Here is a 12,997-nt window from a genome sequence, read left to right as displayed (position 1 = left end):
GGTAAAATAAACACTGCCGATAAAACTGTAATTGGCAACCCAACACCTGATTTTACTTATGGCGGATCAGTAACTTTTAATTATAAAGGTTTCGATTTAGGCATTGATGTGGGTGGAGTTTATGGCAATGAAATTTACAGGAACTGGGGTGGAACAGAATCTCCATTTCAACGTGTAAATTATCCTGCTTTTAAAATTAACAGGTGGCATGGAGAAGGTACTTCTAACTTTGATCCTATTTTAGGACAGGATCACCGTATCAATTACGAAGCCTCTACTTACGGTATCGAAGACGGCAGTTATTTCAGGATAAGAAATATACAGGTTGGCTACAACTTTGCCCAGAGCATACTATCAAAAACTAGGGTGGTTAAAAACCTTCGTTTATTTGGTAATGTACAAAATCCTAAAACCTTTAAATGGAATTCCGGTTATACAGCAGAATTTGGTGGTGGTGCCCTGTCTTTTGGCGTAGATAATGCAGGTGGTGCAATACCAGTAGTAGCAACCTTTGGCTTAAACGTAACGTTTTAATTTAAAATAAAAATAAACAAACACAGATATGAAAAAGACTAAAAGAATTTCATCAGCTATTTTGCTTCTTGCGCTGCCTGTTTTGTTTATGGCAAGCGGATGCGAAAAATTTTTAGACCGTAAGCCATTAACAGCCTCCCTTGATGATATTAACCAGGGCGGAATAGAAGGCCAGGTATTTGGCTTATACAGTGCTATAAAAGATTATGATATCGGGAACGTTTTTGGTGGTATTCCCTGGCAGGGTGTACACAATTTCCGTTCGGATGATTCTGAAAAAGGAAGTGATGCGGCTGATGGTGCCGAATGGGTAGCTCCATTTGATAATTATGCTTATGTAAAAGATCTGTGGGCTACTAATTTTTATTGGGAAGCGCATTATCGTTTGATCCATCTTACCAATACTGCAATTCAAACGGCTGATTCTTTAAAACTGTCAGATATAGATTCTAAGGTAAATATAGCTGAAGCCCGTTTCTTCAGGGCATTTGCCTATTTTGATATGGTAAGAACTTTTGGAGATGTACCTAAAATTGATTTCAGGTTATATGATCCTGCACAGGCTAATATTGCCAAGTCACCTGCATCAGCTATCTGGGCTTTAATTGATACAGACCTTCAATATGCAACTGCAAATTTACCTACCGTATGGGGTTCTAAATATCCCGGCAGGTTAACCAGTGGTGCGGCTAAAGCGCTGTTGGCAAAAGCCTACATATTCAGGGGTAATTGGGCACAGGCGCTTAGTTTAAGCCAACAGGTTATAGCTTCGGGAACGTATTCACTGTTTCCAAGCTATCATGGAATATTTAAAGATGCCGGCGAAAATTGCAGCGAATCTATTTTAGAATGGCAAAATTATATGGGGCCAAACAGAACGGATGATAAAGGATCGTGGTATGCCACATGCCAGGGCGTTAGGGCATCTAATTCAAGCGGATGGAATTTAGGCTGGGGATGGAATACTCCAACTGATGCGTTCGTAAATTCTTTTGAAGCCAATGATCCGAGAAAAGGTTCTTCTGTATTATTTTCCGGACAGTCAGATGACCCCTCAACCGGTGGTTACGGCAGTGTTTTACCTGCTTATCCAACAGTAGTACCAAGAAAATACTGGAACAAAAAAGTATATGCCGATCCTGCTGTAAGGGCATCTACCGGATGGTTAGATGGTGCTTACTGGATTAACCAAAGAGTGATAAGGTATTCAGATGTAGTGTTAATGGCTGCTGAGTGCTTAAACGAAACTGGTAGCGGTGTACAAGCAGCAACATTAATGAATCAGGTACGCAGCAGAGTTGGATTGCCTGCTGTTGCATTTGTTAGCCAGGCTCAGTTAAGAACCGCAATAAAAGCAGAAAGAAGAAGTGAGTTAGGCTTAGAAGGCGAAAGATTTTTTGACCTGGTAAGATGGGGCGATGCTGTTTCTGTGCTTGGCCCGCTGGGTTATGTTAATAGATGCAGATTTTATCCAATACCTCAACCGGAAATAGATAAATCTGGCGGTAAACTGGTACAAAATCCTGAATGGTAATTAATAAATGCATACAACTGTAAACGAATTTACAGTTGTATTTTTTCGTTTATCAAACTAAAAAATTTTTATGAAAAAATACAATCAACTACTACAAACTGTATTTTTTGTTTTTACGCTTTGTATGGTGTTGCTTGCCTGCCAAAAAATAAACAGGCCTCCACTTGGCGATTATACAAAAGATGCTAACCCTCCTGGGGGGCCTTTAAAATTTTATGCAGCTTTTGATGGTACCAGTTCAGATAAATTGATGAATGCCGTTGACAGTGTTAGAGCGACTTTTCCTTCGGATAATCCATTTACTTCAGTAGCTGGCATTACCGGAAAAGGCATTCAGGCTAATGGTACCAAAGCAATTAAATATCCCTCTGCAAATGATTTTAATGGAGTAACAAGCTGCACCATATCCCTGTGGGTAAATAACGTTGTTAACCCGAATACGGAATTATATTTCTCACTGGTAAGTAAAGATTACTGGCATGAGAGTGCTGCATTTTTATTAGTAGAAAATGCCGCAGTAGATAAGTGTACTTTTAAATTTGCCTTGCAGGATCATTGGGTGGAGTTTACCGGCCAATCTTTTACAAAACCACTTTTTAATGGTCAATGGCATCATTTAGCATTTGTTTATAATGAGACTACTTCGATTTTAAAAGTTTATTTTGATGGAACAGAAGTTCCCACACCAGGAAACTCAGGAAATTTTGGTATTGGTAAGCTTAATATAAAAAATGCGACCAATTTAGTTGTGGGAGGATGGAATAAGCATGCAGGTTTAAGTGGCCCTACCGATTCCTGGATCAGTGGTTTTACCGGAAAGATGGATCAATTCCGCTTGTATGGCAAAGCCCTTTCTGCTTCAGAGATTTTGGCTTTATACAACAGCAAATTGTAATTTATATTCTAAGTCTTTAGCAAGTTCATTAGTAAAAAAGGGCTGATACATTAATTGTTCGGCCCTTTTATCTTTAAATAATTCTATCAAACTTATTTTATAAATGTATTGCAACAGAAATTTTTCCGGATACTTTTTTTTGTTTTGTATACTGACTATTGTATTTTTTTCTTCTTGTAAAAACAATACAACCTTATTCGAAAGTTTACCTGCATCAAAAACTAATATCAATTTTAAAAATCAATTAGAAAAAAAGAAACTCTTTAATATTCTCTATTACCTCTATTATTATAATGGCGGTGGCGTGGCCACCGGCGATATTAATAATGATGGGTTACCGGATATTTATTTTGCTGCCAACAGCAAAGGCAATAACAAATTATATCTCAATAAAGGCAATTTTGAATTTGAAGACATTACTGCTAAAGCAAATGTTGCAGGCACTGCTGATTGGAATACCGGTGTAACAATGGCTGATGTAAACAGTGATGGCTACCTGGATATATATGTGAGTACAGTAAGCGGTAAATATGGATTAACAGGCCACAACGAATTATTTATTAATAATAAGAACAACAGCTTTACTGAAAGTGCTGCAGCCTATGGATTAAACACTTCCTGCTTTACCACCCAAACTGCTTTTTTTGATTACGACCACGATGGTGACCTGGATTGTTATATGCTTAATCAATCTCATCATCCCCATGCAAATATTGTTGATACCATTAACCGAAAAAATTATGACTCACTTTCCGGCGACAGGTTTTACAGAAATGATTTAAGTAGTACAGGAAAGTTTACTGAAGTTTCAAAAGCAGCAGGCATTTACCAGAGTAATCTGGGTTATGGTTTAGGTATTGCAGTGGCAGATATAAACAACGATGGCTGGGATGACATTTATATTGGCAACGATTTTCATGAAAATGATTATTACTATGTAAATAATGGTAATGGCACTTTTACCGAAGAAGGTGCTAAACATTTTCGTCATTACAGCCGCTTTAGTATGGGCAACGATGTAGCCGATTATAATAACGATGGCCAGCTGGATATAGTAACAGTTGATATGCTGCCTCCCGACGAAAAAACATTAAAAACCTATGGCAGCGATGAAAACCCTGACATCTATAAAGTAAAATTAACCATACCCGGTTACCAAAATCAGTATTCAAAAAATTGTTTGCAACGCAACAATGGAAATGGTGTAAGTTTTAGCGAGACCGCTTTGCAAAGCGGCGTATCGGCAACAGACTGGAGCTGGAGCCCCCTGTTTGCAGATTTTGATAACGACGGTAATAAAGATTTATTTATCTCCAGCGGTATTGTAAAACGCCCTGTAGATTTAGACTTTGTTCGCTTTGCAGATAAACAAAAAGCTAAAGGCATGGATGCTACTGATAAATATGATGATGAAACTATTGCGGCTATGCCCGATGGAGATGCTCATCCATTTTTATTTAAAGGCGATGGCAATTTAAGTTTTAAAGAAGTAAGTGAAAGCTGGGGAACACAAAAATTAAAAGGCTGTTCCAATGGTGCGGCTTATGCAGATTTGGATAATGATGGTAATCTTGACCTGGTGCTAAATTGCCTGAATGCTCCTGCACAGATTTTAAAAAATAATGCACCAAAGAAAAATTTTATAGATATCACTTTTAAAGGCGACAGTATTAATACATCAGGCATTGGTTGCAAAGCCTATGTTTTTGCCGGTGGTAAAATGCAATACCAGCAACTGATGGCGGTAAGAGGATTTATGTCTTCCTCCTCTGCACAATTGCATTTTGGTTTTGACAGTATTAAAATAATAGACAGTGTATTATTGGTTTGGCCCAATCAAAAATACCAGGTTATTAAAAATGCTGCTATCAATAAAAATTTGACTGTAAATAAAAATAATGCACAAAACGATTTTGTTTATAATAATTTTTTTCCTGCAAAAAAAGAAATTATGACAGATATCTCTGCACAGGTAAACTGCAAATGGAAACATATTGAAAATGATTTTGTGGATTACAATATGCAATACCTTATTCCGCATGCATTATCAACAAGGGGTCCAAAGCTGGCAGTAGCGGATGTAAACAAAGATGGTCTGGATGATTTTTATGCCTGTGGTGCAAAATTTCAACCGGGTGTTTTAATGATACAGCAACCTAATGGAACTTTTAAAGAAAGTGATACGGCACTGTTTAATAAATTTGCTATAAGCGAAGAAGTAGATGCTGTTTTTTTTGATGCCAACGGCGATTCATCTTTAGACCTGTTGGTAATAAGTGGTGGCAACGAAATTCCTGTAAACGGAATTGCTTTATTAGATAAACTGTATATCAATGATGGTAAAGGTAATTTTACTAAAGAGGCCAATCCCATGTCGGTGGTGTTTGAAAATAAAAGTTGTGTTACCGCAGCTGATGCAGACAATGATGGCGATATAGATTTTTTTATAGGCAACATGGCAAGCCCTGCAAAATATGGCCCGCCCACAACATCCTATCTTTTTTTAAATGACGGCAAAGCACATTTTACAAAAGCAGGAGATAACATCATTCCGCTCTCATCTCTTGGCATGGTTACTGCTGCTTCTTTTACTGATATTGATAATGACGGGTGGAAAGACTTAGTGGTTACCGGCGAATGGATGCCCATGAAAATTTTTAAAAATAATAAGGGCAAATTTGTTGAAACGGATATTTTAAAATCAACCGGCTTATGGCAAAGTATTTATACTACTGATGTAAACGGCGATGGCTTTGCTGATATTTTAGCGGGCAATTGGGGATGGAATAATAAATTTTGGGCAGGTAAAAACGGGCCGCTTAAACTGTATGTAAAAGATTTTGATAACAATGGTACTACAGAACAGATAATGGCCTATACGATTGATGGAAAAGAATATCCTTTTTTAGCAAAAGATGAATTGGAAAGAGCGTTGCCGGTATTAAAAAAAGCTTATTTAAAATACAGTGATGTAGCCGGGCAAACAGTGCAATATATGTTTTACGATTTGTTTAAAGATTACCAGGAGCTGCAGGCAGAAGTGCTGGGCTCTTCCTGTTTTATAAATGATGGTAAAGGCAATTTTAAAAGAATGGATCTGCCGGCACCATTACAGTTTGCACCAGTATTTTCTTTTGCACCCAGCTATAATAATCCAAACAGTTATTTAGCCGCAGGAAATTTTTATGGTGTTATTCCATACGAAGGAAGATATGATGCTTTGCAGCCTTCTTTTTTTTCTTACAATAAAAACACCACTGCTTTGCAATATGATAGCCAACTTGCAGGTATTACCGGAGAAGCAAGAGATGCCAAATGGATCAATTATGCAGGAGGCGGAAAAGTTTTAATTATTGCCAGGAATAATCAATCTTTAATTTTTTTAAAACCCAATAATTAATAGTACCATGCGCTTTACTAAATTAATACCCGCAGTTTTTTTATCAGCAGCATTATTGTCTTTAAATTCCAACTGTTCCAAAAGTAAAACGCCTGCACCGGGGCCAGATCCCATACCACCTGTTGTGGTACCCGGCACCATATCATCCTGGATTACTAAAGGAGATAAATCTTCATTACTGCAAAAGCAAAGCAGTTTACTGGCATTCAATTCTGCAATAAATACTAATGCCACTGTAGAAATAGACAGTACCATAACCTACCAAACTGTTGATGGCTTTGGATATACATTAACCGGCGGCAGTGCATTTTTAATTAACCGGTTGCCGGCAGCACAAAAAACAGCGCTGCTGCAGGAACTGTTTGGCAATGGTGAAAATGCCATTGGTATCAGTTACCTGCGCTTAAGTATTGGTGCATCTGATTTAAGTGCCGAAGTATTTAGTTACAATGATCTGCCTGCAGGACAAACAGATATTAATCTTACCAATTTTAATTTATCAAAAGATACTGTTGATCTTATCCCTTTATTAAAAGAAATCCTTTCACTAAATCCTAACATAAAAATTTTAGGTTCGCCATGGAGCCCGCCGGTTTGGATGAAAGATAATAATAATTCAATGGGAGGTGGTTTGCAAATACAATATTATAATGTGTACGCAAATTATTTTGTAAAGTACATTAATGCCATGAAGGCAAAAGGTATTACCGTAGATGCCATCACTATACAAAACGAACCACAGCATGGTGGCAATAATCCCAGCATGGTAATGTCGGCAGCACAACAGGCTGATTTTGTAAAAAATAATTTAGGCCCTGCTTTTAGAACTGCAGCAATTACAACAAAAATAATTATCTGGGATCATAATTGCGATAACCCCAATTATCCCATCAGTATTTTAAATGATGCGGCTGCTAAACAATTTATTGATGGATCTGCATTTCATTTATACAATGGCGATATCAGTGCGCTATCAAGTGTACATGCAGCACATCCTGATAAAAATTTATACTTCACAGAGCAATGGACAGGTGCTAACGGAAGTTTTGATGGAGATTTAAAATGGCATGTAAAAAATGTGATCATCGGCTCCATGAAAAACTGGAGCAAGGTAGCGTTGGAATGGAACCTGGCAAATGATGGTGGTTATAATCCGCACACACCAGGTGGTTGTACAGAGTGTAAAGGCGCTCTAACACTGGATGGAGCAATTAACAGGAATGTTGGTTATTATATTATTGCACATGCATCAAAGTTTGTTCCTGCCGGCTCGGTGCGTATTGAAAGTGTGAATGCAGGTAATATTTATAATGTTGCTTTTAAAATTCCGGACGGAAGAAAAGTTTTAATTGCAGTAAATGATGGCAACACCGAAACAAGTTTTAATATAAAATTTAAAGGTAAATGGGCCACTGCAACTTTACCTGGCGGTGCTGCAGCAACTTATGTTTGGTAAATAAAAAAATTAGTATGAAAAAAATAATAATACCAGTGCTGTTGGCAGCATCAATAAATGCTGTTTATGCGCAAGCCAAAAAAATGCCAACGGCTTTTTCTGTAAATGGGAAAAAAGTAAGTATACATACTACTGCCGATAACAGTGAACTGCGTTTGGCCGAAAACGGTACGGCGGTATTTAAAAATATGCCACAGCCTTTGGAAACACAGGTTTGTGTATTTGCAGATCCAGATAAAACGTTTCAAACATTTTTAGGTATTGGTGGTGCATTTACCGATGCAGCTGCAGAAACATTTGCAAAATTGCCAAAAGATAAACAGCAGGAATTTTTAAAAGCATACTTTGATAAAAAGAATGGTATTGGTTATTCATTTGGCAGAACCAATATTCACAGTTGCGATTTTAGCAGCGATACTTATACCTACATTTCCGAAGGTGATGCAACCTTAAAAACTTTTAATGTACAGCACGATAAACAATTTCGTATTCCGTTTATTAAACAGGCCATTGCTGCAGCTGGGGGTAAGCTTACTTTATTTGCCAGCCCCTGGAGCCCGCCGGCATTTATGAAAACCAACAACGATATTTTGCATGGCGGTAAATTGAAAAAAGAATTTTATCAGCCCTGGGCAAATTATTATACAAAATTTATAAAAGCATACGAGGCCGAAGGAATTCCTATCTGGGGCATCTCTATACAAAACGAACCCATGGCAACACAGCGATGGGAGAGTTGCATTTATAGCGGCGAAGAAGAAAGAGATTTTTTAAAAAATTATTTAGGCCCCACCATGAAACGTGATGGCTATGGCAATAAAAAAATTATTGGCTGGGATCATAACAGGGATTTATTATATCAAAGGGCGAGCACTTTATTAAATGATACAGAGGCTGCAAAATATTTGTGGGGTATTGGTTTTCATTGGTACGAGCCATGGAGCGGGGGTGAACCCATGTTTGATAATTTAAAAAGAGTGCATGAAACTTTTCCTAATACCAATTTATTATTTACCGAAGGCTGTAAAGAAGCCTTTGACCTTACTAAAGTTAACGACTGGAAGCTGGGAGAAAAGTATGGCATAAATATGATCAATGATTTTAATAACGGATCAGTTGGTTTTACAGACTGGAATATTTTGCTGGATGAAACCGGTGGACCAAACCATGTACAAAATTTTTGTTTTGCACCCATTCACGGCAATACCAAAACCGGCGAATTAATTTACACCAACGAATATTATTACATCGGTCACTTTTCTAAATTTATAAAACCGGGTGCAAAAAGAATTGCCTGCAGTGCAAGCCGCAGCCAGTTATTAACTACGGCTTTTAAAAATACTGACGGCAGCGTTGCTGTAATTGTAATGAATCAAAGCGATAACAAAACACCCTATTATTTATGGATAAATGGAAAAGCTGCGGAAGCTACAGCACTGCCTCACTCCATCACCACCTTAACCTTTTAAAAGTATTATATGAAAACTGTAAATGGTAAATATTTATTTTTTTTGCTGGCTCCTTTATTTTTTGCTGCTGATTGCAAAAAAAAAGAAAATATACCGGCGCCTGAGCCGCCACCATCTTTGTTAAATATTTCTGCAGCCAGATTAGATAATGCACCAGCACAAACCAGTGCAGTAAATTACAATGTAAGAACAGGCGTTTCAATAAAATTATCTTTTAATAATGCATTGGATAAAACAAGTGTTGCACCAGCCATTTCTGTTTTAGAAAATAATGCTGTGGCCATACCGGTAAGTTTTAATTATGAAAATAATGACAGCACGGTGGTCATCACTTCATCCTCACCATTAAAAAATTTAGCCCGTTATACTGTTACGGCCACAACCATTTTACAATCGGCTAAAAAAGGAAAACTTAATGCTGATTTTAATTTGCAGTTAATAACGCAAATTGATTCTTCCAGAAAATTTCCTTTGATAAGTGACAATGCTTTATTAGACACTATTCAAAAAAGAACCTTTAAATATTTTTGGGATTATGGCCACCCGGTAAGTGGCCTGGCAAGAGAAAGAAGCAACTCCACACCGGAAACGGTTACCAGTGGTGGTTCTGGTTTTGGCATCATGAGTATCCCGGTGGCCATCAACCGAAATTTTGTTACAAGAGCACAGGGGCTTGCACGGCTGCAAACCATGGTTACATTTTTAAAAACAACAGCACAAAAATTTCATGGCGCTTTTCCGCATTGGTTAAATGGTTCTACCGGTGTAGTAATTCCATTCAGCACAAAAGACAATGGTGCCGATTTGGTAGAAACTTCTTACTTAATGCAGGGGCTTTTATGTGCCAGGCAATATTTTAATGGGGCAGATGCTGCAGAAACAAATTTAAGGAGTGATATTAATATTTTATGGAATGCTGTGGAGTGGGATTGGTTCAGGCAAAATAATCAAAATGTGTTGTACTGGCACTGGAGCCCCAATTATAATTGGGAAATGAACCATCAAATTAAAGGATGGAATGAATGTTTGATTACTTATGTGTTGGGTGCTTCTTCAACCACACACAGCATTCCTGCAAGTGTTTATTCAACTGGTTGGACGGCGAGTGGTACAAACGGATTTACTAATGGCAGCAGTTATTACGGCTACACCTTACCATTAGGCCCGCAATTGGGGGGACCACTTTTCTTTTCGCACTATTCTTTTTTGGGTATTAATCCAAATGGCCTGAATGATGTGTATGCTAATTATCAAACACAAACAAAAAATCATACATTAATTAATTATGAATATTGCAAAGCCAATCCAAAAAATTATTTTGGCTACAGCGATTCTGTTTGGGGATTAACGGCCAGCGATATTCAAAATGGTTATACCGCAAGTTCCCCCACCAATGATGTAAGTGTAATTTCGCCAACTGCAGCTTTATCTTCTTTACCTTACACACCCAATGAAAGTATGAAGGCATTGAAATTTTTCTATTATGTTTTAGGCGATAAAATTTTTAAAGATTATGGTTTTGTGGATGCGTTTTCTTTACAGCAATTATGGTATGCCGATTCTTATCTGGCTATTGACCAGGGGCCAATAATTGTGATGATAGAAAACTACCGGTCGCAATTATTATGGAATTTATTTACCAGTTGCCCCGAAGTAAAAAACGGGATGAAGAATGTGTTGGGCTTTACTGCGCCATATTTGTAAATTCTTTTTACTATAAAATTTAATGCAAAAAAAATCAAATCAATTTTTATTTGTAAAATATAGACGTTTTCCGTTAGTATTATTAAGTATGCTTCTTTGCGTTTTTATTTTGATAAAATGTATAAACGGTACCGAAGAAAAAAAAGAGGTAACAGCAGTAACGGGCTTTAATGATTATGCTGGCTCAGCAAAATGTGCCGGCTGCCACAAAACAATTTACGAAAGCCATCTGCAAACAGCGCATGCCCTCACCGCTCAGCAGGCCAATAAAAAATCTATCATGGGCAGTTTTGAGAAAGGAAAAAATTCTTATGCTTATACTCCTGATATAGTTTTGTCAATGGAAAAAAGAGACAGCGGTTTTTTCCAGGTGGCGTATTTGCGTGGAGAAGAAAAAAAAGCCATGCGTTTTGATATGGTGATTGGGTCAGGTGTAATGGGGCAATCTTTTTTAAACTGGAGAAAAAATAAATTATATCAGTTACCCATCACTTATTTTACCGCTGCCAACAAATGGTCCAACAGTCCGGGTTTTCCTTCTGGTAAAGTATTGATAGACCGCCCCATTACTTCACGATGTTTAGAATGCCATGCTACCTATGCCGAAGGAATTGCTGGCACAGCAATGGAACCATCGGAGTTTGATCATAACAGGATGATGCTGGGTGTTACCTGCGAAAAATGCCATGGCCCTGCAGCAAAGCATGTAGAATTTCAAACTTTGCATCCGCAGGAAAAAACAGCAAAGTATATTGTTAATCCTTCATCACTTTCCAGGCAATTGCAGTTAGATGTGTGCACCGTTTGCCATGGTGGTAATATAGAAAAAACAAAACCTTCTTTTCAATTTACTGCAGGTAAAAACCTTGCAGATTATTTTAAAATAGATACCGCAAGTATAGATGTGGCCAATAACGGCAACGTGGATGTACATGGCAACCAGTATGGTTTGCTAAAAGCCAGTAAATGTTTTCAGTTAAGTAAAATGACCTGCAATACGTGTCATAACACTCATGAAAATCAAAGAAACCAGGCGGCATTATTTTCTCAAAAATGTATGAGTTGTCATAATACCACTGCAGCAACTTTTAAAACTCCTGCCCATAACGAAGTTATTGCAATAGATAAAAATTGTATCGATTGCCATATGCCGGCGCAACCTTCCAAAGCTATTGCGGTTAATATTGAGGGAGAAGAATTTCCACGGGCTTCATTAATACGTACACATTTTATTAGCATTTATCCCGATGCAACAAAGAAATTTAAAGCATTAAAAAAAGGAACTGCTCAATAAAGTATTACATTCTTTTTAAAAAAGTTTTTTTATAATTAATAGGATTACTGCTGTAATAATTTAAAAACTGCCGGTTAAAATTAGAGATGTTATTGTAACCGCACTCGTAGCAAATCTCTGTAACAGAAAGCTCATCTTCCACCAATAGCCTGGCTGCTTTTTGCAATCGCATTTCCTGTACAAAACCCGAAAAAGTTTTACGGGTGCGTTGGGCAAAAAAACGGGAGAAAGCGTTTTCATTCATGCCTGCAATTTTTGCCGCATCAGCTAATTTAATTGCAGTGGAATAATTAATAGTAAGCCAATCGAAAACCTGGCACATCCTGGCAGATTCTTTTTCGTTATACCCAATTTGTGGTGTACTGGTTATGGGTTGTAATTTTTTTGATTCGGACAACAGCGTTAAAATTTCTAAAAGGCTTTGCCAGCGGCGCAATCCTTTTTCAGTAATGATATCATGCAATTTTTTACTCACTGCAATATTTGCCGGCCCCGTTATTTCTAAACCCTGCGAAGTTTTTAATAATAATTGACGGATGGGTTTTGCTTCGGGCAATTGTAAAAAATCGTTACCTAATGATTGTTCAGAAAAATGAATGACAAATGATTTTGCCCTCAGCTTTGAATTTTTTCGGTAAAATTTTTCTTCGTTGCGGTAAGTATGCGGAATGTTTGGTCCTAATAATGCAAGGTTACCCGGTTTAAAATCAG

Annotated in this window: 8 protein-coding genes and 1 pseudogene; 8 read left to right on the top strand and 1 reads right to left on the bottom strand. The window is 37.5% G+C overall.

Annotated features, from left to right (window positions below; genetic code table 11):
• From ACY65O_RS00465 to ACY65O_RS00430, 8 genes and pseudogenes are all read left to right on the top strand, one after another.
• Positions 1-534, top strand: a pseudogene (locus ACY65O_RS00465) (hypothetical protein); the annotation flags it as partial.
• Positions 535-562: 28 nt separating this feature from the next.
• The gene (locus tag ACY65O_RS00460) at positions 563-2,068 is read left to right on the top strand and encodes a RagB/SusD family nutrient uptake outer membrane protein (protein ID WP_462218879.1); all 1,506 of its coding nucleotides are present in this window, start codon (positions 563-565) and stop codon (positions 2,066-2,068) included.
• Between the two features lie 70 nt (positions 2,069-2,138).
• Positions 2,139-2,963, top strand: coding sequence for a LamG domain-containing protein (locus ACY65O_RS00455; protein WP_462218878.1), 825 nt, complete (start codon positions 2,139-2,141; stop codon positions 2,961-2,963).
• A 139-nt stretch (positions 2,964-3,102) separates the two neighbouring features.
• Positions 3,103-6,363: a VCBS repeat-containing protein gene (locus ACY65O_RS00450; protein WP_462218877.1), complete on the top strand. Its 3,261-nt coding sequence runs from the start codon at positions 3,103-3,105 to the stop codon at positions 6,361-6,363.
• A gap of 7 nt (positions 6,364-6,370) precedes the next feature.
• Positions 6,371-7,819, top strand: a complete 1,449-nt coding sequence (locus tag ACY65O_RS00445; RefSeq protein WP_462218876.1) for a glycoside hydrolase family 30 protein — start codon at positions 6,371-6,373, stop codon at positions 7,817-7,819.
• Positions 7,820-7,833: 14 nt separating this feature from the next.
• Complete coding sequence (locus tag ACY65O_RS00440; RefSeq protein ID WP_462218875.1) at positions 7,834-9,288, top strand: glycoside hydrolase family 30 protein; 1,455 nt, start codon at positions 7,834-7,836, stop codon at positions 9,286-9,288.
• Positions 9,289-9,297: 9 nt separating this feature from the next.
• Entirely contained in the window at positions 9,298-10,992 is a 1,695-nt protein-coding gene (locus ACY65O_RS00435) for a glucoamylase family protein (protein WP_462218874.1), read from the top strand.
• A 22-nt stretch (positions 10,993-11,014) separates the two neighbouring features.
• Positions 11,015-12,286, top strand: a complete 1,272-nt coding sequence (locus ACY65O_RS00430) for a multiheme c-type cytochrome (protein WP_462218873.1) — start codon at positions 11,015-11,017, stop codon at positions 12,284-12,286.
• 4 nt (positions 12,287-12,290) lie between these two features.
• On the opposite strand, the gene ACY65O_RS00425 is transcribed toward ACY65O_RS00430, so the two are convergent.
• A partial coding sequence (locus ACY65O_RS00425) for an AraC family transcriptional regulator (RefSeq protein ID WP_462218872.1) occupies positions 12,291-12,997 on the bottom strand: 707 nt, incomplete at its 5' end.

This window comes from Ferruginibacter sp. (genome assembly GCF_031430955.1).
Classification (GTDB): Bacteria; Bacteroidota; Bacteroidia; order Chitinophagales; family Chitinophagaceae; genus Ferruginibacter.
Note: the sequence above shows the minus strand (reverse complement) of the source record. Positions and strands in the feature narration are given on the sequence as shown.